At 62.1% G+C, this 23,044-nt stretch carries 22 protein-coding genes and 1 pseudogene; 15 read left to right on the plus strand and 8 right to left on the minus strand.

Going from position 1 to position 23,044, the window contains the following annotated elements:
- Window positions 1-10 precede the first annotated feature (10 nt).
- The 5 genes from AYK65_RS12530 to AYK65_RS12550 all read right to left on the minus strand — a co-directional run bounded on the left by AYK65_RS12530 (window position 11) and on the right by AYK65_RS12550 (window position 4,728).
- Window positions 11-745: an MBL fold metallo-hydrolase gene (locus tag AYK65_RS12530; protein WP_046119680.1), complete on the minus strand. Its 735-nt coding sequence runs from the start codon at window positions 743-745 to the stop codon at window positions 11-13.
- A gap of 3 nt (window positions 746-748) precedes the next feature.
- A complete protein-coding gene (locus tag AYK65_RS12535) occupies window positions 749-1,849 on the minus strand; it encodes an ABC transporter ATP-binding protein (protein WP_046119679.1) in 1,101 nt (366 codons plus the stop codon).
- Window positions 1,846-2,634, minus strand: coding sequence for an ABC transporter permease (locus AYK65_RS12540; RefSeq protein WP_139793173.1), 789 nt, complete (start codon window positions 2,632-2,634; stop codon window positions 1,846-1,848). Before AYK65_RS12540 ends, AYK65_RS12535 begins: the two co-directional genes overlap by 4 nt.
- 2 nt (window positions 2,635-2,636) lie before the next feature.
- Window positions 2,637-3,500: an ABC transporter permease gene (locus AYK65_RS12545; RefSeq protein WP_026618145.1), complete on the minus strand. Its 864-nt coding sequence runs from the start codon at window positions 3,498-3,500 to the stop codon at window positions 2,637-2,639.
- Between the two features lie 133 nt (window positions 3,501-3,633).
- On the minus strand, window positions 3,634-4,728 hold the full coding sequence (locus AYK65_RS12550) for an ABC transporter substrate-binding protein (RefSeq protein WP_026618146.1): 1,095 nt from the start codon (window positions 4,726-4,728) through the stop codon (window positions 3,634-3,636).
- A gap of 118 nt (window positions 4,729-4,846) precedes the next feature.
- Between AYK65_RS12550 and AYK65_RS12555 the strand changes: the two genes are divergently transcribed.
- Complete coding sequence (locus AYK65_RS12555; RefSeq protein WP_046119677.1) at window positions 4,847-5,464, plus strand: TetR/AcrR family transcriptional regulator; 618 nt, start codon at window positions 4,847-4,849, stop codon at window positions 5,462-5,464.
- A gap of 22 nt (window positions 5,465-5,486) precedes the next feature.
- Complete coding sequence (locus AYK65_RS12560) at window positions 5,487-5,882, plus strand: YybH family protein (protein ID WP_026618148.1); 396 nt, start codon at window positions 5,487-5,489, stop codon at window positions 5,880-5,882.
- Between the two features lie 2 nt (window positions 5,883-5,884).
- Here the strand turns inward: AYK65_RS12560 and AYK65_RS32370 are convergent, their stop codons facing one another.
- The 3 genes and pseudogenes from AYK65_RS32370 to AYK65_RS12570 all read right to left on the minus strand — a co-directional run bounded on the left by AYK65_RS32370 (window position 5,885) and on the right by AYK65_RS12570 (window position 8,663).
- Window positions 5,885-6,034 (minus strand): hypothetical protein, encoded by a 150-nt coding sequence (locus AYK65_RS32370; protein WP_026618149.1) that lies wholly within the window; start codon window positions 6,032-6,034, stop codon window positions 5,885-5,887.
- A gap of 120 nt (window positions 6,035-6,154) precedes the next feature.
- Window positions 6,155-7,072: pseudogene (locus AYK65_RS33835) on the minus strand (transglutaminase-like domain-containing protein).
- Between the two features lie 277 nt (window positions 7,073-7,349).
- Complete coding sequence (locus AYK65_RS12570) at window positions 7,350-8,663, minus strand: NAD(P)/FAD-dependent oxidoreductase (RefSeq protein ID WP_046119676.1); 1,314 nt, start codon at window positions 8,661-8,663, stop codon at window positions 7,350-7,352.
- A gap of 158 nt (window positions 8,664-8,821) precedes the next feature.
- Between AYK65_RS12570 and AYK65_RS12575 the strand changes: the two genes are divergently transcribed.
- From AYK65_RS12575 to AYK65_RS12635, 13 genes are all read left to right on the plus strand, one after another.
- Entirely contained in the window at window positions 8,822-9,538 is a 717-nt protein-coding gene (locus tag AYK65_RS12575; RefSeq protein WP_026618152.1) for a FadR/GntR family transcriptional regulator, read from the plus strand.
- A complete protein-coding gene (locus AYK65_RS12580; RefSeq protein WP_046119675.1) occupies window positions 9,535-10,707 on the plus strand; it encodes a PLP-dependent transferase in 1,173 nt (390 codons plus the stop codon). The genes AYK65_RS12575 and AYK65_RS12580 overlap by 4 nt, the downstream gene beginning before the upstream one ends.
- A 37-nt stretch (window positions 10,708-10,744) precedes the next feature.
- Window positions 10,745-12,007 carry an ABC transporter substrate-binding protein gene (locus tag AYK65_RS12585; protein WP_026618154.1) on the plus strand — a complete coding sequence of 421 codons (1,263 nt, stop codon included), beginning with the start codon at window positions 10,745-10,747 and terminating at the stop codon, window positions 12,005-12,007.
- A gap of 91 nt (window positions 12,008-12,098) precedes the next feature.
- Window positions 12,099-13,031 (plus strand): carbohydrate ABC transporter permease, encoded by a 933-nt coding sequence (locus tag AYK65_RS12590; protein WP_046119674.1) that lies wholly within the window; start codon window positions 12,099-12,101, stop codon window positions 13,029-13,031.
- A 4-nt stretch (window positions 13,032-13,035) separates the two neighbouring features.
- Window positions 13,036-13,869 carry a carbohydrate ABC transporter permease gene (locus tag AYK65_RS12595; protein WP_026618156.1) on the plus strand — a complete coding sequence of 278 codons (834 nt, stop codon included), beginning with the start codon at window positions 13,036-13,038 and terminating at the stop codon, window positions 13,867-13,869.
- 10 nt (window positions 13,870-13,879) lie between these two features.
- Window positions 13,880-14,947: an ABC transporter ATP-binding protein gene (locus tag AYK65_RS12600; protein ID WP_026618157.1), complete on the plus strand. Its 1,068-nt coding sequence runs from the start codon at window positions 13,880-13,882 to the stop codon at window positions 14,945-14,947.
- A 196-nt stretch (window positions 14,948-15,143) separates the two neighbouring features.
- Window positions 15,144-15,530 (plus strand): c-type cytochrome, encoded by a 387-nt coding sequence (locus AYK65_RS12605; protein WP_026618158.1) that lies wholly within the window; start codon window positions 15,144-15,146, stop codon window positions 15,528-15,530.
- A gap of 138 nt (window positions 15,531-15,668) precedes the next feature.
- Window positions 15,669-16,511: a cytochrome c oxidase subunit II gene (locus AYK65_RS12610; RefSeq protein WP_026618159.1), complete on the plus strand. Its 843-nt coding sequence runs from the start codon at window positions 15,669-15,671 to the stop codon at window positions 16,509-16,511.
- Window positions 16,512-16,544: 33 nt separating this feature from the next.
- Window positions 16,545-18,326: a cytochrome c oxidase subunit I gene (ctaD, locus tag AYK65_RS12615; RefSeq protein ID WP_026618160.1), complete on the plus strand. Its 1,782-nt coding sequence runs from the start codon at window positions 16,545-16,547 to the stop codon at window positions 18,324-18,326.
- Complete coding sequence (locus AYK65_RS12620) at window positions 18,323-19,021, plus strand: cytochrome c oxidase subunit 3 (protein ID WP_026618161.1); 699 nt, start codon at window positions 18,323-18,325, stop codon at window positions 19,019-19,021. Before ctaD ends, AYK65_RS12620 begins: the two co-directional genes overlap by 4 nt.
- An 11-nt stretch (window positions 19,022-19,032) precedes the next feature.
- Window positions 19,033-19,755 carry a heme-copper oxidase subunit III family protein gene (locus tag AYK65_RS12625; RefSeq protein WP_046119673.1) on the plus strand — a complete coding sequence of 241 codons (723 nt, stop codon included), beginning with the start codon at window positions 19,033-19,035 and terminating at the stop codon, window positions 19,753-19,755.
- Window positions 19,756-19,765: 10 nt separating this feature from the next.
- Window positions 19,766-20,122, plus strand: a complete 357-nt coding sequence (locus AYK65_RS12630) for a cytochrome C oxidase subunit IV family protein (RefSeq protein ID WP_026618163.1) — start codon at window positions 19,766-19,768, stop codon at window positions 20,120-20,122.
- Window positions 20,123-20,384: 262 nt separating this feature from the next.
- Window positions 20,385-22,946, plus strand: coding sequence for a GcvT family protein (locus tag AYK65_RS12635; RefSeq protein WP_081158557.1), 2,562 nt, complete (start codon window positions 20,385-20,387; stop codon window positions 22,944-22,946).
- Window positions 22,947-23,044 lie beyond the last annotated feature (98 nt).

Here is a 23,044-nt window from a genome sequence, read left to right on the forward strand (position 1 = left end):
CTCCTTCCCGTCAAAGTGTCTTTTGCTTGTCAGTGAGCCAATCCTTGATGAGCTGCCGGTAACGTTCGCCGGAGAAGCTCTGGAAATGCCCGCCGTGGACTAGGCGCACAGGTATCTTCAAGAGGCGCTCCATCGATGAGAGATAGTGCTCCGCGTTGGAGTGGTAGGTGTCCTCGACGAGCGGCCCGTCGTAGAGTATGTCGCCGCTGAAAAGTACACCCGTCTTCCTCTCCCAGAGCGCGATGCCGCCAGGCGAATGTCCCGGCGTATGGATCACCTCGAAGACCCGGTCGCCGAGATCGATCGTGTCGCCGTCCTCGAGAATGCGCGTCGCCCCAGCACCTTTCACCGCATAGCACTCAGAACAATATGGTTCCGGCGGCAAGGCGTCGAAGATCTCGTCGGTGACGTAAGGATCGGCAAGCGTGTTCGCCCGCGTCGGATACGCCAGCAGATCGGCCTCTGCCGCATGGACGGCGCGGCACTCGAATTCGTGGTGACAGCCGATGTGATCGAAATGCGTATGGCTTGCGATGGCAATGAGGTCGCGTTCGGTGACGATGGGTACCCATCGCCTGAGCGACACCACGCCCATGCCGCTGTCCACCAGCATGTCGCGCTCGCGGCCGCGCACATGCCAGATGTTGCATCGATAGAATTCCTTGATGAAAGGCTCCGATATGGCGGTCACGTCGTCATCGAGACGCTTCACCGCATACCAGTCTTCCGGAGCAATCCGACGCATCGATCACGCATTCCCGCTTGCCGGGGGCAAGGCTACGACGTCGGCCGCACGCACCGCAAGGGGGATGATCTCCCCCTCGCCGACGTCGGCGGATTGCGGAAGATGCGCCACCAGCGTCCTGTCCGCCGCTCCCTGTGGCTCGAGATGGCAGCGGTAATGCGTACCGAAGAAGGCGCTGCCGACAACACGCGCATCGCCGAGGGCAATCAGCGGACCATCCGTCCTATCGGAAGTGCGGAAGTGTTCCGGTCGGATGGTGAGGGTGATCGCATCGCCGGCGTTCGGCGCTGCCGCGGGGAAATTCGCCGCCGGCAGGGCAATGTCTCCGAGCGAAGTCTCTACCTGCGCCGATCGGCCATCGGCCTCTCTGATACGTCCCGGCACGAAGTTGACTTCGCCCATGAAACCAGCCGAAAACAGCGATCTCGGGCGCATGTAGACCTCGGACGGCGGGCCGAAATCCTCGATCCGCCCCTGGTTCATCACGACGATCCTGTCGGCGATCGCCATCGCCTCCTCCTGATCATGGGTGACATGGACGAAGGTCGTGCCGACCCGCTTCTGGATCGCTTTCAGTTCATCCTGCATCTGGCGGCGGAGCTTGAGGTCCAGGGCTCCGAGCGGCTCGTCGAGAAGCAGGACGTCGGGGTCGACGGCGAGCGCCCTTGCAAGCGCCACGCGCTGGCGCTGGCCGCCGGAAAGCTCGTGCGGCCGCTTGCCCGCAGAGGCTTTGAGACCGACAAGCTCAAGGAAGCCGAGCGCTTTTTCGTTGCGCTCGACCTTGGCGAGCCCACGCATCCTCAGGCCGAAGCCGACATTATCGACGAGCCGCATGTGCGGAAACAGCGCATAGTCCTGGAACATCGTCGTGGTCGGCCGTTTGGCAGGCGGCACATAGGTCATGTCACGGCCACCGATGACGATGCGGCCGGCGCTCGGCGAGAGGAATCCGCCGAGGATGGAGAGCAGCGTGGTCTTGCCGCAGCCCGAGGGGCCGAGCAGCACGATGAACTCGCCTGCCCGAATGTCCAGCGTAACATTGTCGAGCGCGGTGAAGCCCCCGAACGTCTTGGTGACGTTCTCGATCGAGACGGGTGCGGTCATTGTTTCCTCGTCCTTCCGAACAGGAATAGTTCCAGGATCAGGAGCAGCGCCACCGAGACCAGAAACACAAGCGAACCGACGGCGTTGGTCTTGGGATTGAGGCCGGAGCGCAGCATGCTCCAGATCTCGACGGGAAGCGTCACGTCGAAACGCGAAAGCAGAAAGGCGATGATGAATTCGTCCCAACTGAAGGTGACCGACAGGAAGAAGGCGGCGAGAATCGACGGCATCAGCATTGGGGCGGTAACCAGCACCATCACTTTGAAGTCGTTGGCGCCGAGGTCGCGCGCGGCGCGCTCGATATTGATGTGGTGGTCGCCCATAGAGGCATAGATGATGGCGAAACAGAGCGGCAGGTTGATCACCACATGGCCGATCCCGACCGTCATGAGCGACAGCGGGACATTCAGCGCATTGAGCACGGCGAGCAGGCCGAGCGCGATGATCAGGTAACTGACGGTCATTGGTGCGATCAGCAACCCCCGCTGCAGCGCCGAGGCCGGCAACCTGTAGCGCGCGAGACCGTAAGCGGCGAGAAATCCGAGAAGGCAGGCGACGATAGAGGATGCGAGCGCGACCAGCAGCGAATTGCCGAGCGCCGCCATCAGTTTGCGGTCGGCAAAGACCGCCTCGTACCATTGCTTCGAGAAGCCGTTGAAGGGCGGCACGGGCAGCCTTCCGTCCTGGAAGGAGAAGAGCACCAGCACCACGACGGGCAGGAAGATGAAGGCGTAGGCGCCGACGAGATAGGTCCAGGAGAGGCTGCTAAGAAAGAGCCTGCGCATCGTCACGCCCTCTCGATCTTCAGCCAGCGGGCGCAAAGAACATAGGCGAGCGTAACCACCAGCATCAGGATGATGGAGAGCGCCGCAGCCATCGGAAAGTCCGCCCGCCGTCCGAGCTGCAGCATGATGATTTGCGGCAGAACCAGCTCATTGTTGCCGCCGAGGATCTGCGGCGTGACATAGTCGCCGATGCAGAGCACGAAAGTCAGGAAAGCACCGGTCATGATGCCCGGCAGTGTCAACGGCAGGACGACATGCCAGAAGGTCTGGAACGCATTGGCACCGAGATCGGCGGCGGCACGCCGGTAATTGGGAGAAAGCTGTATCAGGTTGGAATAGATCGTCAGCGTCAGCAGCATGACGAAGAAATGCACGAAGCCGAGCACGGTCGCGCTGCGCGTGCTGGCGATCTCGATCGGCTCGGCAACGACGCCGAGACCCATGAGAGCCTGGTTGATGACACCGTTCTTGGACAGGACGAGGAGCCACGAATAGGACCGCACGACATAGGAGGTCCAGAACGGCAGGATGGCGAGGATCAGCGCCATGCGCTGGAAGCGTCTCGGCACGCGTTCGGCGATGATCCAGGCGAGCGGATAGGCAAGCAGCACCGAGAGTACGGTGACGGTCAGCGTGATCTCGACCGAATTCGTCAGCCCTTTGAGGAAAGCGCTCTCAGAAAAGAAACGCAGGTAATTGTCGAGGCTCCAGACCCGGACGATCTCCCGCCCCTCGCGCTTCCAAAGGCTCATCGCCGCCATGAAGACGAAGGGGGCGACGAAGAAGGCGATGATCCACAGAAGCGCCGGGGCGACAAAGCCCCAGGCTCTCCGGCGATCGACGTCTTCAAGGGTGATGACTGTCATGAAGGCTCCATGCGGAGTTTAGCCCGCGACATCTGCAAACTCGACGCCCATCCTGACGATCAGGCGCTCGGGGCCTCGCGCGGGTATGCACACATCAGCGAGGGTCCCCACAGGAGAGGACCACCGGCGCATCCTATTGCTGCAGCATTTCGGTCCACGCATCCTGGAACTGCTGATCGAGTTCCGCGCTCGGGATCGGATAGAGCTGTGTCTTCTTGAGGTACTCCGCCTGATCGTCGAACCGCAGCGCCGTCTTCTGCGCCTCGGTCAGATGCGCCCCGGCCTTGCTGTTGGCAGGCATCGCCCAATAGCAGGAGGATGTCGCCAGCCGTGCCTGCCCTTCCGGACTGAGGATGTACTGCACGAATTTCAGTGCAAGCTCCTGCTTGCTGGAATCCTTCATCACGCCGATCGACTGCGCCCAGCGGACGGCACCCTGTTCCGGGATCGTCCAGTCGAGGTTCGGCTTGTCGGTGGAGAGGCCGGCCGTGAGCCACTCACCGCCGCCGACGAGAATGTCGACTTCGCCGGTCGCGAGCGCCGTCTGCGAGGAAACCACATCGCTCACCTGCTTGGACACGGCCCGCATCGCCGCGAGCTTTTCCTTGATCGCCGGCATGTCCGCCTCGGAGAGCTCGGCCGTCTTTTTGCCGAGTCCCAGCCCGACAAGGCCGATCACCGGCAGATAATAGTCATAGATGGCAACCCTGCCCTTGTATTTCTCGGACCACATGACCGACAGGTCCTGCATGTCCTCCGGATCGACCTTCGTCTTGTCGTAGGAGATGGTGTTGTAGCCGAACTTCTCGGTGACGGCGTAGGTCTTGCCGTCCTTCATGTTGTTGGCCTCCATCCGCACTTCCGGGAAGATGTCCGCGCTCGGCAGCCTGTCGGCCGGCATTTCCGCCAGGAGGTCGAGCTCGATCGCGCGATGGACATCGACTCCGTCGATCACCAGCACGTCCCAGTCACCGGGCCGCGATTGATCGAGGATCGACAGCGCCGCGCCGGTGCCCTCATAGACCTTGAAATTCACCTTGACGTCGTTGGCTTTCTCGAAGGGCTCGAGCAGCGCCGGATCCGTGTGGTCGCACCACACCAGCGCATTGAGCTCCTCCTGCGCAAAGGCCGGCACCGGAGCGGAGCTAATCGATGCGACCGTGACGGCAAGTGCCGCCGCCGAGGCGAGCAGACGGCGCGCGCCCGCGCCACCGTGGACTGACTTCATCATGCTGTTGCCCTCTGTTTGTGACGCTCGTCTTGGCGCCTTCGAAAAAAGATTGAATGAACTCATTTTTTAAGTCAATCTCAATTTTGAGGACATTCATAATTCCAGGAAACATTTCATGGCGGGCTTGCGAGCACGACAAAAGGCAGACCGGAATCGACGCATTTTGGAAGCGGCCACCGACCTCTTCCGCGAGGTCGGCTACGACAGCGCCCGCATCGAGGACATTGCGGAACGTGCGGAGGTCTCGGTCGGCACCTTCTACAACTATTATGAGAACAAGGGCGATATCCTGGTCGCGACCGTCTCGATGGAGGTCGAAGAAGTCCTGGCGGCCGGCAAAGCAATCGTGGACGACCCGCCGGCTTCGGTCCAACGGGCGCTCGATGCGTTGATCGGCCAGTATTACGGCCATTCGCTCGTCTATCTCAGCAAGGAAATGTGGCGCACGGCGATGGCGATTTCGATCCAGCAGCCGGCGAGCCCTTTCAGCAAGCGCTACACCGAACTCGACCGGCGGCTTTGCGATCAGGTCACAACCCTCATCCGCAAGCTGCAGTTGAAAGGCCTCGTCGCGCCGGACCTCGACACGCAGGCCGTCGGCGAGATGTTCTTCAACAATCTCAACATGGAGTTCACCGAGTTCGCCAAGGACGAGGCGATGTCGCTCGATGAGCTCAAGGCGCGTGTCGCGCGGCAAAATCGGCCGCTTGCCACATTGATCGTGAGCCGCTGATCCAGCCTTCAACGGGATGACAATGACGCATGATCAGACCCAAGCGGTGCTTGCCGCCGCCGACCGGCTCGTGGCCGCTTTCGCGCGCCACGACAGCCCTGCCTATTTCGCTGCCTTTGCTCCGGCGGCCACCTTCGTGTTCCACAACCTCGATCGGCCGTTGCTGAGCCGTGCCGAATACGAGGCGGAATGGGCTTTATGGGAGGAGCGTGACGGCTTCCGCGTCCTCGCCTGTCGGTCCAGCGACCGGCATGTCCAGATGCTCGGCGACGTCGCGATCTTCACGCACCGCGTCGAAACGGAGCTTGAATTCGCTGGCGAACCGACAACGACGAAAGAGCGGGAAACGATTGTGTTCGAGAAGACAGCAGCCGGAGAATGGCTGGCAGCGCATGAGCATTTGTCGCCGCTGCGCTGACCTCAGATCGCGCCGATGACGAGTGCGCAGACGAAACAAAAGGCGGCGGCCACCGCAATGGAATGGGGAATGAGCTTGGCCGATGGGCGCCGGGCCGGTTGAGGCCGGTAGACGGTGTAGCGGGATTGGGTCATCGCCTTGGTCGCGTTCATCTCATCTCTCCGCTGTTATGGCGTTGGCCTGTATCCATGTTCTCCTATATTCTCGATTGAGTTTGTAGATATTATTTTCTGCAGATCGCGCGAGGGATGAAAAATCCGTTTACGCCGGTGTTAATGGCTGTTGTTGCGCTCGCGCTCCTGCAGGTGGCGCGACCAGGTTTCGCTGAACCAGGGCTTCAGCAACGACACGTCGGCCGAGCGGTGCGAGCGGCTGAGCCCGCTGTCGGGCTCGACCAGGGTCCAGATCGTGAAGGCGGTTAGCTGATGCTTGCCGAAGGTCTGGATCAACGGGATATCGGCGGCATCGCGGCCGCGCGCGACGGGAATGCGGCCTGCTCGCCGGGCATTGTTCTTGGCATCGAACGTGTACCAGCGGCCACCCAGGAAGACCTCGAACCAGGCGTTGAAATCCATCGGCGCCGGAGTCTCCGGCATGCCGAGATCGGCCATGTAGCCGTTGACGTAACGGGCGGGCATGTTCATGCAGCGGCAAAGCGTGACGGCGAGATGCGCATAGTCGCGGTTGACGCCGAGCCGGTCCTCATGCGCTTCGAGTGCCGTGCACATCGCCTGCGCGTAGCCGTAGCTGAAGAGCAGCCGGTCGTGCACGTAATCGCAGATTGCCTGCACGCGCTGCCATCCCGCCGACACATCGCCGAAGAGCTTCCACGCCAGTGCACCGAGCCGGTCAGTCTCTCAATAGCGGCTGGCGCAGAGATAGGGCAGCACGGCCGGCGGAAGCCTCTCCACCGGCACCGCTTCGGCGAGCGGGTCGAAGGCGTCGAGCTTTCCCTCATCCCTGATCACGGCGTCGTAATCGAAGCGCGTTTCCCCCTCGGGCAGGATCATGCGCAGACAGACATTGCCGTGCGGATCGGTAACTTCCTCCATCGGGACGACGGGCGACGCCACTGGCCCGCGCTCGCGCACGACATCGTCGCGTCGTTCGGGCACAACTGAAAGATAGGTCATCATCGGGGTCGGCTGCGCACATTCGATACCGATTTGGTAACCGAAGCGAATGAACATGTTCCGACCTCCCCTGATGGGCGCGACGATCCGGCACTCTCCTTGCCGTGGCATCGGATGGCGTTTGGGCCCAGATGCCCCCGATCCGGATGCTCCCTCTTCGCCTCAACCCGCGATCTCGTCGAAGACCGGCCAGGAAGCCGCCACAGATGCCTGCGAATGGGAAACTCTAGCGCAACATCCACTGCAGCGGAATCGATCTCGAAGAGAAACGCGCGCCCGCCGCAACCGGGTGCGCCGAGCGCTGCTCGGAACGCTCAGGGAGCCTTCGCGGCGGTTACCAGCCGACCGCATCCTTGAACATGTACCACCAGGAGCCGATCGTCGAGTATTGCGCCCGGAACATCCTCCCGCCGGGGAACGGAAACCAGGGCAGCTTCGCAAAGACGTCGAAGCGGGTCGCGTCGCCGTCGATCGCTTCGGCAAGAATGCGGCCGAAGAGATGCGAACCCGTGACGCCGTGGCCGCTGTAGCCGTGCGCGAAATAGGTGTTGGCGCCGCTCCGGCCCATCTGCGGCACGCGCGTGAAGGAGAGTGCGAAGTTGCCGCTCCAGGCATAGTCGATCTTCACGCCCCTGAGGCGCGGGAACACCCTTTCCATATTGGGCCTGAGCTTGGCCGCGACGTCCGCCGGATCGGTACCGCCATAGACCGTGCCGCCGCCGAAGATCATGCGTTTGTCGGCGGAAAGCCGGAAATAGTCGAGGATATAGCGCACGTCCTCGACGCACATGTCGCTCGGGATCAGCGAATGGGCGAGTTCCTCGCCGAGTGGCGCTGTGGTGATGATCTGCGTCGAAACGGGCATGACGCGCGACACGAGCGCCGGCACCGCATCGCCGAGATAGGCGTTTCCGCAGAGCACGACGATGCGAGCGGAGACCTCGCCCTGATCCGTGTAGACTGTCGGCCGCGCCGCCTCGTGGTCAACACGCGTCACCGGCGATATCTCGTAGATGGTGCCGCCGAGGCTCTCAAAGGCCCGGGCCTCGCCGAGCGCCAGATTGAGTGGATGCATGTGGCCGCCGGTGGTGTCGAGCATGCCGCCGCAATAGGCCTCGGAATTGACGAGTTTGCGCAAGGCCTCGCGATCGAGAAGCTGGTGATCGTCCATTCCGTATTTGCGCCAGAGCGCCCGCTTTGCCTCGAGCTCCTTCATATGCGCGCCGGTATAGGCGGCGTAGATGTTCCCCGGCTTCAGGTCGCACTCGATCTGGTATTGGCTGACGAGCCGGCGGATGATCCGCCCGCCCTCCTGCACGAGGCCGCCGATGAAGCGCGCGGCATCCTCGCCGTAGCGGCGCTCAATCGTCGACAGGCTGGCATTAAGGCCGTTGACGATCTGGCCGCCATTGCGTCCCGAAGCGCCCCAACCCACCTGGGCGCCTTCGACCACGGTGACCTTGTAGCCCTTTTCGGCGAGATGAATGGCTGTCGACAGGCCGGAATAGCCGGCGCCGACGACGCAGATGTCGGTTTCGGTCCGGCCCTCAAGTTTAACGGGCGTGCGGATGATGTTGCGGGAGGCCGCGTAATAGCTTGTCGGATAGCGGCCGTCCCCGGCATAGGGTTTCTTCGCGCTTGCCATCATACGGTTTCCAGAGAGGCGCTGAGCCGTTCGGTCGGACTTTGCAGGCTGTCGAGCTGTCGGCAGCAGGAGGCATATCGCAAATCTTGCCCCTTGACCATGCGGCGCCCTGGCTGCCATATTGCTCAGATGTCAGACCAATTCTGGTCCCGGAGAACCGGATGCCTCAGCAGGATAGAGCGACGCTGCTACCCTTGCCGCCCCTCGATCGGGCGCAGCAGGTGATATCCGCGCTTGCCGACTACATCCAGGAAGCCGGCCTGAAACCGGGCGACCGGCTGCCGGCCGAACGCGAGTTGATGACGGCACTTGCCGTCGGACGCTCGACGGTTCGGGAAGTCCTCAGCCATTTCCAGGCACTCGGCGTCGTCGAGGCGCGCAAAGGCAGCGGCACCTATCTCCTGCGTGCTATTTCCGGCGCGACCATCCACATGCCGCTGGCGCTCGACACCGAGCATCTGCGCGACGCCCTCCTGCAGACGCTGGAAGTGCGTCGTGGTATCGAGGCCGAGGCCGGGATGGTGGCGGCTCGCCGTCGCACCGATGCCGACCTCATCAATATCGAGACGAAGCTCGACGAAATGGAACGCGTCCATCTCGCCAAGGGCACCTCCGGCCCGGAGGACCTCGCCTTTCATCTCGCGATCTACGACGCGACCCACAATCCGCTTTTCCGGCAACTGCTCGAGCAGATGCGTGAGGCCTTCGAGCGCTTCTGGGAGAAACCGTTCGACCGGCCGGATTTCGCGCGGCGATCCTTTCCGTTTCACCGCACGCTCTTCAACGCGATCGCTGCGCAGGATGCCGACGCCGCGCGCCAAGAAACACTGAAAATCCTCGCAATCGTCGAGGAAGACATCAAGGAAATGTCCAGATGAACGACGGCTTCGATCCGTTCGACAGAGCCTCCCTGATCGTCGCCCATGACGACGGCCACGCCTTCGATGCCGTCGTGCCGCCAATCGTCCAGACGTCGCTTTTCACGTTCAAGGACTATGATGAGATGATCGCCTCCTATCGGGGCGAGCGCGTGCGGCCGATCTATACGCGCGGCCTCAACCCTACGGTCCGGGCTTTCGAGGAGATGCTGGCCACGCTTGAAGGTGCGGAGGACGCGATCGGCTTTGCGAGCGGCATGTCGGCGATCTCCTCCACCGTCCTCTCCTTTGTCGAGCCGGGCGACCGGATCGTCGCGGTGAAGCATCTCTATCCCGATGCCTTCCGCCTGTTCGGCACGCATCTGAAGCGCATGCGGGTCGAAGTCACCTATGTCGACGGACGCGACGAGGAAGAGGTCGCCAAAGCGCTCCCCGGTGCCAAGCTCTTCTACATGGAAAGTCCAACGAGCTGGGTGATGGACACCCACGACGTGGCGGCGCTGACAGCGCTTGCCAAGAAGCAAGGGATCGTCACCGTCATCGACAATAGCTGGGCGAGCCCGGTGTTCCAGCAGCCGATTTCGCTCGGTGTCGATCTCGTCATCCATTCCGCCTCAAAATATCTGAGCGGCCATAGTGATGTCGTCGCTGGCGTCGTCGCCGGCTCGAAGGAATTGATCGGCCGTATTCGCTCGGAAGCCTATCCCTATCTCGGAGGCAAGCTCTCGCCTTTCGACGCCTGGCTGCTGATCCGCGGGCTTCGCACCCTGCCGATCCGGATGAAGGCGCATGAGCGCTCGGCGCTCGTCATCGCCCGGCGCTTGGCCGAGCATCCGCTCGTCGAAGCCGTCTGCCATCCCGGCCTCGGGAACAAGCTGCCGCCCGGCCTTTCGGGCACGTCGGGGCTCTTCTCCTTCGTCTTCCGCGAGAGCGTCGATATCCGCCGCTTCGCCGATCACCTCGAATTCTTCAAGCTTGGCGTCTCCTGGGGCGGTCATGAAAGCCTCGTCGTACCTGGCGAAGTCGTCCTCGCGCAGAAAGCTCAACCCAATTCCGCGGTCGCCTTCGGCATTTCTCCGCGGTCGGTACGGCTCCATGTCGGCCTGGAGGGAACGGAGGCCCTCTGGAGCGATCTCGAAGCGGCGATCGCCGCCGCTTCGCAAGGCTGACGAACAAGCAACCAGCGAGAACAAAAGGGAACAAAAAATGAGGAAACTGATCACAGCTACCCTGCTCGCCACGCTGATGGCCGGCAGCGCCCTTGCCGACACGAAGCTCCAGCTCGTCGAGGTCATCACCAGCCCTGAGCGGACCGAAACGCTGAAATCGATCGTTGCCAAATTCGAGGCGGCGAACCCCGGCACGACCGTCGAGATCATTTCGCTCCCCTGGGGCGAAGCCTTCCAGAAATTCGCGACCATGGTCTCCGCCGGCGAAATCCCGGACGTCATGGAGATGCCGGACACCTGGTTGTCGCTCTATGCCAATAACGGCATGCTCGAAAGCCTTGAGCCCTACCTCGCCAAGTGGGAACACACCTCGGGCCTCACCGAACGCGCGCTCGAGCTCGGCCGCGACGTCAACGACACCGCCTATATGCTGCCCTACGGCTTCTATCTTCGGGCGATGTTCTACAACAAGAAGCTGCTTTCGGAGGCCGGTGTCGCCGAGCCGCCGAAAACGATGGACGATTTCGTCAAGGCTTCCGAAGCGGTGTCCAAGCTCCCGGGCAAGGCCGGCTACTGCCTGCGCGGCGGCCCGGGCGGGCTCAACGGCTGGGTGATGTTCGCCGCGACGATGGCCGGCGACAACGAGTTCTTCAATGAGGACGGCACCTCGACGATGAACAGTGAGGGCTGGGTCAAGGGCCTTACCTGGGTCATCGACCTCTACAAGAAGGGACTGGCGCCCAAGGACAGCGTCAACTGGGGCTTCAATGAGATCGTCGCCGGCTTCTATAGCGGTACCTGTGCCTTCCTCGACCAGGACCCGGATGCGCTGATCGCGATCGCGGAGCGTATGAAGCCCGAAGACTTCGGCGTCACCACCATGCCCAAGGGCCCGAGCGGCAAGACCTTCCCCACGATCGGCTATGCCGGCTGGTCTATGCTGTCCGCCAGTCAGAACAAGGATCTCTCCTGGAAGCTGATCGAGACGCTTGAAGGGCCGGAGGGCAATATCGAGTGGAACAAGCGAACCGGCGCACTGCCGGTCCACAAGTCGGCCGAGAACGACCCCTTCTATTCGAGCCCGCAGTTCAAGGGCTGGTTCGATGAACTCGCCGACAAGGACGCCATTCCGACGGTCATGCCGACCTATCTCGAAGAGTTCGCCTTCTTCAAGGACTCGCTCGCGATCAAGACCAGCCAGGAGGCGCTTCTCGGCGACATCACGCCGGAAGAGCTCGCCAATCAATGGGCCGACTACCTGACCAAGGCTCAGCAGAAATATCTGGCGAGCAAGAAATAACGCCACAGAGGGCGGCGGCGTTCGCGCCGCCCCCTGCTCGACAGGGCGAAAGACAAGGCACGCCAAGCGCGACGAAGAGGAACTCCGATCGATGGACTATGCCGTACGCCCGGGTCTGCCGGCGGTCCGCCCGCCGCTGATGAAGCGCATCGCGGATGCCTCTGCTCCCTATCTCTACACCGCGCCGGCACTGATCCTGATCGTCACGGTGATGCTGGTGCCGCTGGTGCTCGGCGTCTCCTATGCTTTCCGCGACGTCCAGCTCCTCAATCCCTTTTCCGGCGCCTTCATTGGGCTGGATCATTTCCGGGCTCTCTCTCAGGACGAGGCCTTCTTCCGCTCGCTCAGAAACACCCTCTGGTGGACCGGTGCATCGGTTCTTCTGCAGTTCGCCTTCGGCCTCGTCCTGGCGCTGCTGCTCGATAAGCCGTTTCGCGGCCGTGCGATCGCTCAGGCCCTCGTTTTCCTACCCTGGGCGGTTCCGAGCTTCCTTGCCGGCCTCAACTGGGCCTGGCTCTTCAACCCCGTCGTCGGACCGTTGCCGCATTGGCTCTACGCGCTCGGGATCATGAGCCAGCCGGCCAACATCCTCTCCGATCCGCAGCTTGCCATGTGGGGGCCGATCGTCGCCAATATCTGGTGGGGCATTCCCTTCTTCGCGATCACGCTCCTGGCCGCGCTGCAGGCGATCCCGCGCGACCTCTACGAAGCCGCGAGCATCGACGGAGCGGGAGCGTTCCAGCGCTTCCTCTCGATCACGCTTCCCTTCCTGGCGCCGACGATCGCGATCACCATTCTGCTCCGTACCGTATGGATCTCGAACTTCGCCGATCTCATCATCGTCATGACCAATGGCGGCCCGGCCGATAGGACCCAGATTGTCGCCAGCTACATCTTCACCCAGGCGTTCAAGCGGCTCGACTTCGGCTATGCCTCGGCGGTCGCGCTGGTGTTGCTCGCACTGCTCCTCGCCTATTCGCTGCTGATCGTCATCTTGAGACAGTGGCTCCTGAGCAAGGATTGAACCGATGCGCGTAAAGCCAGCCCTCCTCACCATGGCGCACCGCCTGGCGATCCTCGCCTATATTGCCTTCGCGCTCTTTCCGCTCTTCTGGCTGCTAAAAGTGGCGGTGACGCCGAACGACCTGCTCTATTCCGAGGGAATCCGCCTCTGGCCGTCGAGGGCGAGCCTCGAACATTTCGATTTCGTGCTCAGGCACAGCGCCTTCCCGGTCTTCTTCCGCAATAGCCTGATCGTCTCCGGCTCGACCGCCGTCGTGGTGACGATCCTTGCTTCGCTCTCCGGCTATGCGCTCTCGCGTTTCCGATTCCGTGGCAAATACTGGCTGGTCACGCTGATGCTGCTGACCCAGATGTTCCCCCTGGTGATGCTGGTTGCCCCGATTTTCAAGATCCTCTCGCCACTGGGGCTCACCAACAGCTTGACCGGACTCGTCATCGTCTACACCGCCTTCAACGTGCCCTTTGCAACGTTCCTAATGCAGTCCTTCTTCGACGGCATTCCGAGGGATCTCGAAGAGGCGGCGATGATCGATGGGGCCACGCAATTCGTCGCCTTCCGCCAGATCATCCTCCCGCTGACGTTGCCCGGCATCGCCGCGACCCTCGGTTTCGTCTTCACCGCCGCCTGGAGCGAACTGCTCTTCTCGCTGATGCTCATCTCCGGCAACGAGCAGGCGACCTTCCCGGTCGGGCTTCTGTCCTTCGTCTCGAAATTCTCGGTCGACTTCGGTCAGATGATGGCTGCCGGCGTGCTCGCGCTGATCCCGGCCTGCCTCTTCTTCCTGCTCATTCAACGCTATCTCGTCCAGGGCCTCACGGCCGGTGCGGTCAAAGGCTGAGGATCACGCTATGGCTTCCATCGATATCGCCAATATCCAGAAATCCTACGGCGTCCACCCGGTTCTGCATGACGTCGACCTCAATATCCGCGACGGCGAATTCGTCGTGCTCGTCGGCCCCTCCGGCTGCGGCAAGTCGACCCTCCTGCGCATGATCGCGGGGCTCGAAAGCGTCACTGCCGGAGAAATCCGCATTGCCGGCAAACGGGTGAACGAGCTTGCGCCGAAGGACCGCGACATCGCCATGGTGTTCCAGTCCTATGCGCTCTATCCGCATATGTCCGTCGCAAAGAATATGAGCTACAGCCTTCGACTGAGGAAGACGCCGAAAGAGAGGATTACGGCCGTGGTCGTAGGCGCTGCAGCCAAGCTCGGTCTCGAGCCGCTCATGGAGCGCCGTCCACGCGCACTTTCCGGCGGCCAACGCCAACGCGTCGCCATGGGCCGCGCCATCGTGCGCCAGCCGAAGGCGTTCCTCTTCGACGAGCCACTGTCGAACCTCGATGCGCGCTTGCGCGAACAGATGCGCGCCGAGATCAAGAAACTGCACAAGGACTTGGGCGCGACATCGATTTATGTCACGCACGACCAGATCGAGGCCATGACGCTTGCCGATCGCATCGTCGCCATGAACGCCGGTGTGGTGCAGCAGGTGGGAAGCCCGCTCGATCTCTATGATCGTCCCGCCAATCTCTTCGTCGCCGGCTTCATCGGCTCGCCCGGCATGAACTTCTTCGAGGGAACGTATCATGGCGGCGCCACGCCTCTTTTCGAGATCGAGGGCGGGGTGCATATTCCACTCGACGCGCCCGCGCCCCTTCCCGAAGGCGCCGCCGCCACGCTCGGCATTCGTCCGGAACACGTTGTGCTTGCCGGCCACGGGCCGCAAACGCTTCTCGCTACCGTCGATCTGGTCGAGCCGACCGGCTTCGGCATCATCCTGCACCTGTCACTCGGGCGGGCCGGCTTCAAGGCCTTTACCAACGACCGCTCGTTCCTCACGGCTTCCGGCACGATCCCCGTTCGTTTCCCCACGCACCAACTGCATTTCTTCGATGGCGAAGGCAGACGCGTCTGACGCCGCCCGGAAGACCGCTGCCCGGCGCCTACTTCGAAGAGGCGATTGACTTCTCTCCCCCGAGGACTAGCTTCTTCTTTGTCGCAAGTATCAACCGCCTCGGCGCGCCAATCCTCGAGAGAAGCAAGCACCGCCAACGCCACCATTTGACGATATTCTTCCTTTGCCCCGCGCCGAGCGAAATTGAGGAAGTATGATGCGAAACCTTGTTGTTGCCCTGTCTTTTTCGGCACTCGTTCTCTGTCCGGCCGCGGGCCTTGCCCAGGAGGGCGATGCCGAAGCCGGCGCCACCGTCTTCAAGAAATGCGCGACCTGTCACGTTGTCGACAAGGACCAGAACAAGGTCGGACCGTCGCTCCAGGGCGTCATCGGCAGAACGGCCGGAACTCACCCGGATTTCAAGTACTCGCAAGCCATGGTCGAGGCGGGTAAGGGCGGCCTCGTCTGGGACGACGCGACGTTGAGCGACTATCTCCGTAATCCCAAGGCCAAGGTCAAGGGCACCAAGATGGTCTTCCCCGGCCTCAAGAAGGACGAGGAGATCGCCAACGTGATTGCCTATCTCAAACAACACCCGAAATAGGAGCTACCCTCGGGATGGGAGAAATCCACGCCTTCCCGATGATTTGCCAGTATTTTCCGTTCGTGCAATAATTGTGATCGGAACGCTGCGGATTGCGCATTCGTCTCACGGCCGATCATGGCGAGGAGGGGACAGAAAATGGCCGTGGTTGTAATTCTGGTTCTGTTGGCCGTCGGATCGGTGTTGTTCCATTTGTTGAGTCCTTGGTGGTGGACACCAATCGCCTCCAACTGGAATTACATAGACAATACCATCATCATAACATTCTGGATCACCGGCATCGCCTTCACCGCCGTCGTCCTGTTCATGGCCTATTGCGTGCTGCGCTTCCGCCACCGACCCGGCAACACCGCGGCCTACGAGCCCGAGAACAAGAAGCTCGAAGGTTGGCTGGCGACGAGCACGACGCTTGGCGTCGCCGCAATGCTGGCGCCTGGCCTGTTCGTCTGGAACCAGTTCATCACCGTGCCGCAGGATGCAGCGGAAGTGGAAGTCATCGGCCAGCAATGGCTGTGGAGCTTCCGCCTCCCTGGCGCAGACGGAAAGCTCGGAACGACGGAGACGCGCAATATCGCGCCTGAAAATTCGCTCGGCCTCAATCGGAACGACACCGCCAGCCTCGACGACGTCATCATCGAGGGCGGCGAGCTTCACCTTCCTGTCGGCAAACCGGTCAAGGTCGTGCTCCGGTCCGTCGATGTGCTGCACGACTTTTACGTGCCGGAGTTTCGCGCCAAGATGGATATGATCCCCGGCATGGTGACCTACTTCTGGCTCACCCCGACGCGGACGGGAACCTTTGAAATCCTTTGCGCGGAACTCTGCGGCGTCGGCCATCCGCAGATGCGCGGCACCGTCGTGGTCGACACCGAGGAAGACTATCAGACCTGGCTCGCCGAGCAGCAGACCTTTTCGCAACTATCCGCATCGTCCGAAACAAGCCCGGCGGCAACTGCGATTACCGCCTCAGCGGCGCAGTAGGAGGCGCCGTGGAGTAGCAACCTGGGAGGGCATATGATGGTCGACGTCCGGTCCGGTATTGGCGAGGCGCTCCCGCCTCCCGAAGTCGAGGATGTTGAGCTTTATCATCCGCATAGCTGGTGGACGCGCTACGTCTTCAGCCAGGACGCGAAAATTATCGCCATCCAATATGCGACAACCGCGATCGCGATCGGCATGGTGGCGCTGGTTCTGTCCTGGTTGATGCGCCTTCAACTCGGCTTTCCCGGCACATTCCAACTGATCGATGCCGAGGCCTACTATCAGTTCATCACCATGCATGGGATGATCATGGTGATCTACCTGCTCACGGCGCTCTTCCTCGGCGGTTTCGGCAATTACCTCATCCCCTTGATGGTCGGCGCCCGCGACATGGTGTTCCCCTATGCCAATATGCTGAGCTACTGGATCTACCTGCTGGCGGTCCTCGTGCTCGTCGCGAGCTTCTTTGCACCCGGCGGGCCCACCGGCGCCGGCTGGACGCTCTATCCGCCGCAGGCGGTGCTCTCCGGCACGCCGGGCGGAAAGGATTGGGGCATCATCCTAATGCTCTCGTCGCTGATCATCTTCATCATCGGCTTCACCATGGGCGGCCTCAACTATGTCGTCACCGTGCTTCAGGGCCGCACCCGCGGCATGACGCTGATGCGGATGCCCTTGACGGTCTGGGGCATCTTCACCGCGACCGTCATGGCGCTGCTCGCCTTCCCTGCCCTTTTCGTCGCTTGCGTGATGATGCTCTTCGACCGGCTGCTCGGCACGAGCTTCTTCATGCCGGCGATCGTCGAAATGGGCGAGCAACTGCAGCATGGCGGCGGCAGTCCGATCTTGTTCCAGCATCTTTTCTGGTTCTTCGGCCACCCGGAAGTCTACATCGTCGCGCTGCCCGCTTTCGGCATCGTCTCCGACCTCATCAGCACGCATGCGCGCAAGAACATCTTCGGTTATCGGATGATGGTCTGGGCGATCGTGATCATCGGCGGCCTCTCCTTCATCGTCTGGGCCCACCACATGTATGTGAGCGGGATGAACCCGTATTTCGGTTTCTTCTTCGCCACCACGACGCTGATCATCGCGGTGCCGACTGCGATCAAGGTCTACAACTGGGTGCTGACGCTCTGGCGCGGCAACATCCATCTAACCTTGCCGATGCTCTTCGCGCTCGCCTTCATCGTCACCTTCGTCAATGGCGGGTTGACGGGACTCTTCCTTGGCAATGTCGTCGTCGACGTTCCGCTCTCCGACACGATGTTCGTCGTCGCGCATTTCCACATGGTCATGGGCGTCGCACCGATCATGGTCATCTTCGGCGCCATCTATCACTGGTACCCGAAGATCACCGGGCGCATGCTCAACGAAGTGCTCGGCCAGATTCATTTCTGGGTCACCTTCATCGGCGCCTATGCGATCTTCTTCCCCATGCACTATGTGGGCCTCGTCGGCGTGCCGCGCCGCTACTACGAACTGGGCGAGATGGCCTTCGTGGCAGACTCCGTCCACAGCCTCAACGCCTTCATCAGCGTCATGGCGCTGATCGTCGGCGCGGCGCAGATCGTCTTTCTCTTCAATCTCGTCTGGAGCCTGCGCCATGGCCGAGAGGCCGGCGGCAATCCCTGGCGTGCGACGACGCTCGAGTGGCAGACGCCCGAGACGCCGCCGCCCCACGGCAATTGGGGCAAGGAATTGCCGGTCGTCTATCGCTGGGCCTATGACTACAGCGTCCCGGGCGCTCCGGAAGACTTCATCCCCCAGAACCAGCCGTCGCCGGGCCGCGTCAGCCATGAGGCGGCCTCATGAGCGTCGTCGTGCTCTTTCTGGCGACGGTCGCCGCCGTCATCGTCTGGTGGCTTGCCGGGCAGCGCGTGACTTCGCGGCCGTGGCTGGAAGTCGGCCACGCCCATGATCGTCGCAGCGGCGCCCCGATGCCCCCGGCGAAGGTCGGTCTCGGCGTCTTTCTCGCCGTCGTCGGCGCACTCTTCTCGCTTGCCATCAGCGCCTATTTCATGCGCATGACCTCCTCGGATTGGGGAGCACTTCCCTTGCCCGGCTTTCTCTGGGTCAACACGGGCATCCTCACAGCCGGCAGTATCGCCCTGCACTGGACGAAGGTGGAGGCGGAGCGGCGGCACGACGAAGCGGCGCGAACGGGTCTCCTCGCAGCCTTGGCGGCGGGCCTTGCATTTCTCGCCGGTCAACTTTTCGCCTGGCGTATCCTTTCGGGCGCCGGATATCTCCTGGCCGACAATCCCGCCAACAGCTTTTTCTATATGCTCACCGGCATGCACGGCCTGCATATCCTCGGCGGACTCCTTGCGCTCGGTCGAGTAACCGCGCGCGCCTGGAACACGCCCTTCGACCGCAGACTGCGCCTGTCGATCGAACTTTGTGCCGTCTACTGGCATTTCATGCTGATCGTCTGGCTGGTTCTCTTCGCTCTCTTTGCCGGCTGGGCCAGCGACGTCATCGATTTCTGCCGCCAACTGCTGACATAGGAACGCTGAACATGTCTGCACCGATCAAGAACCCCGCAGCAGAAACGCTCCCTCGCCCGCCCGGCTTGGCGGGGCTGGCGGCGGACTGGGCCTCGGACCAGCGCACCTTCAAGAACGTCTCCTGGGGAAAGGCCATGATGTGGATCTTTCTCTTGAGCGACACCTTCGTCTTCGGCTGCTTCCTGCTCGCCTACATGGCGGCGCGGATGGCGACCACCGTTCCATGGCCGAACCCGAGCGAGGTCTTCGCCCTCGAGATCGGCGGAACGCACCTGCCGCTGATCCTGATCGCCATCATGACATTTGTTCTCATCTCCTCGAGCGGCACCATGGCCATGGCCGTCAACTACGGCTATCGCCGCGACCGGCGGAAAACCGCGGCGCTCATGTTGCTGACCGCCCTTTTCGGCGCCACCTTCGTCGGCATGCAGGCCTTCGAATGGTCGAAACTGATTGCCGAGGGTGTCCGGCCCTGGGGCAACCCTTGGGGGGCGGCGCAATTCGGCTCCTCCTTCTTCATGATCACCGGTTTTCATGGCACCCACGTCACCTTCGGGGTGATCTTCCTGTTGATCGTCGCGCGCAAAGTCTGGCGCGGCGATTTCGATACCGAGCGGCGCGGCTTCTTCACCAGCCGCAAGGGCCGCTACGAGATCGTCGAGATCACCGGCCTCTACTGGCACTTCGTCGACCTGGTTTGGGTCTTCATCTTCGCATTCTTCTATCTGTGGTGAGGAGGGCATCATGGCTCACGCGGAGGTCCATGCGGCACAACATTCGGTGCATACGGAACAACAGCAGCATCCGATCAAGCTCTACCTCCTGGTCTGGGGTCTGCTCTTCGTCCTCAGCGCCTTTTCGTACCTCGTCGATTACTTCGGATTGCAGGGCTATCTCCGCTGGTCTCTGATCCTGATCTTCATGATGCTGAAGGCCGGCCTCATCGTCGCCGTGTTCATGCACATGGCCTGGGAGCGCCTGGCGCTGATCTATGCCATCATCCTGCCTCCGCTTCTGGTCCTGGTCTTCGTGGCGCTAATGGTGTCGGAGTCGAACTATATCCTCTTCACGCGCCAACTTTTCTTCGCAGGCGGCGAGTAAAAAGCCGCCGCCGAAGGTCGCGTTCCGGCGACACGGTCTGCGGCTGCCTGCCTCGTCGACGAAAAGCCTGTTCTTCGCCGTCGCGCGGGATGGATTTTCTCGTGATATCAGCTAGATGAACGTTCACGTGACCGCGGCCCTCCCCATCCGCGGACCGCATCATTCTGGTCGTGCAGCACGATGATTATGTCGTAGACAGGCTCAAGTCGCGGCGCCGCAGGCTCTAATATCCGGCTTCAAAACTAAACCAGGGTCGCAATCAATGGCAGAGTTTCCGCAAAGGGCGAAGGTCGTAATCGTAGGACTGGGTGGCATCGTCGGCGCATCGGTCGCCCACCACCTGATCGAGCGTGGCTGGGACGATATCGTCGGTATCGACAAATCCGGCATCCCGACCGACATCGGCTCCACGGCGCATGCCTCGGACTTCTGCTATACGACGAGCCACGACTATCTTTCGGTCTGGACGACGCAATATTCGATCGAATTCTTCGACAAGATGGGCCATTACGCCCGCATCGGCGGCCTGGAAGTCGCACGCACCGGCGACGACGCCTGGATGGAGGAGATCAAGCGCAAGCTTTCCTCCGCCAAGGCCTTCGGCACCCGCGCGCACTATGTCTCGCCGGCCGAAATCAAGAAGTTGTTCCCGCTGATCGAGGAAGATCAAGTGATGGGCGGCATGTTCGATCCGGATGCCGGCCTTGTCGTCCCGCGCTCGCAGACGGTCGCCGGCAAGCTGGTCGATGCGGCGGAAAAGTCCGGCAAGCTGCAGATCTTCGGCAATACGCCGGCAACTTCGCTCCTCGTCGAAAACGGCCGCATCAAAGGTGTCGTCACCCATCGGGGCACGATCATGGCCGACCATGTCGTCGTCTGCGCCGGCATCTGGGGCCGCCTGATCGCCGAAATGGTCGGCGAAGACCTGCCGGTCATGCCGGTCGACCATCCGCTCACCTTCTTCGGCCCCTACAACGAATTCGAAGGCACCGGCAAGGAAATCGGCTGGCCGCTGCTGCGCGACCAGGGCAACTCGGCCTATATGCGCGACACCGGCGACCCGAAGACCACCGAAGGCGGCCAGATCGAGTGGGGCTATTACGAGACCACCAATCCGCGCCTCTGCCATCCGCGCGACATTCTCGAAAAGCACGAGGCACGCCTGTCGCCCTCTCAGCGCGACCTCGAGATGGAGCAGATCATCGAGCCCCTCGAGCGCGCCATGGAACTGACGCCGATCCTCGGCGAGCTTGGCTATAACGAGGGCCACTCCTTCAACGGGCTCCTGCAGGTATCGGCCGCCGGCGGACCCTCCTGCGGCGAGAGCCAGAAGGTCCGCGGCCTCTGGTACTGCGTCGCCATCTGGGTGAAGGACGGCCCGGGCTACGGCAAGCTGATCGCCGACTGGATGACGGATGGGCGCACCCATACCGACCATGCCTCGATCGACTACGCCCGCTTCTACCCGCACCAGCTTGAAGAGAAGTTCATCGAGGAGCGCTGCTTCGAGGCGGCGCAGAAGATCTACTTCCCGGCCGTGCATCCGCGCGAGCCCTATGCGGGCGGCCGCAACGTCAAGCGCTCGCCCTTCTACGAGCGCGAGAAGGAGCTCGGTGGCTACTTCATGGAACTCGGCGGCTGGGAGCGCGCGCACGGCTATGCCGCCAACGAGCACCTCCTGGAAAAATACGGCAACCGCGTTCCGGTGCGCGAGAACGAGTGGGACAACCGCCATTTCTGGCGCGTTTCCAACGCCGAGCATCTGGCGATGAGCGAGGATTGCGGCATCGTCAACCTCTCGCACTTCCACATGGTCGACATCGAAGGTCCGGACCATGTCGAGCTTCTCGAGTGGCTTTGCGCCGCCAAGATCGGCGGAGACGGCAATATCGGCAAGGGCATCTACACCCACTTCCTCGATGACGAGGGCATGGTGCGGGCCGACTTCACCGTCTTCCGCATGGCCGACCGCTGCCGTCTCGTGAACGGCGCCGATGCCGGTCCGCGCGACTTCCACTACATGCGCCGTGTCGCGGAAGACCGGGGCCTCGACGTCACCATCACGGACGTTTCGGAGCAGTTCATCACCATCGGCATCTGGGGCCCCAATGCCCGCGAAACGCTGAAGAAGGTGGTTGCCGATCCGGCCGGCCTCGATCCTGAGAACTTCCCCTTCGCCGCGATCAAGCAGATCGAGATCGCCGGCAAGCCGGTCTCCGCCTTCCGCATCTCCTACGTCGGCGAGCAGGGCTGGGAACTGCACATGAAGTACGAGGACGGCCTCACCGTTTGGGATGCGCTGCGCGCAACGGGCGTCATGGCCTTCGGCGTCGAGACTTATGCGAACTCCCGCCGCATGGAAAAGAGCCTGCGGCTGCAGAACGCGGATCTTCTCACCCATTACAACCTCATCGAGGCCGACCTTGCCCGTCCGAAGGTCAAGGAAGCGGACTTCCGCGGCAAGGCGAAGCATCTGGAGTACAAGGCGCGCGAGCACCAGCCCGCCATGCTCTGCACGCTCGTCATGACGGAGAACACCGACAGGAACGGCGTGAAGCGGTACCCGGTCGGCACCCTGCCGGTCATGGACCCGGAGACCGGCGAGGTCCTGGTCGACGAACTCGGCCGCCGCTCCTACACCACTTCCATCGCCTACGGCCCGACGATCGGCAAGAACATCGCGCTCGCCTATCTGCCCTGGTCCTATTGCCAGGTCGGCCGCAAGCTGCAGGTCGAGTATTTCGCCGAGACCTACCCGGTCGAAGTTGCCGGAGTGGGCTACAAGCCGCTCTACGATCCGGAGAACCTCAAGCCCCGCACGTGATGACAAGGCCTTGACCTATTGACTGCAGGTGAGCCCGCTCAGACCGAGTGGGCTCACTTCATTTTCGCCCGCCATCCGGCAAACGACTGAGAGAAGCC

It is taken from the genome of Ensifer aridi (assembly GCF_002078505.1).
GTDB lineage: Bacteria > Pseudomonadota > Alphaproteobacteria > Rhizobiales > Rhizobiaceae > Sinorhizobium > Sinorhizobium aridi.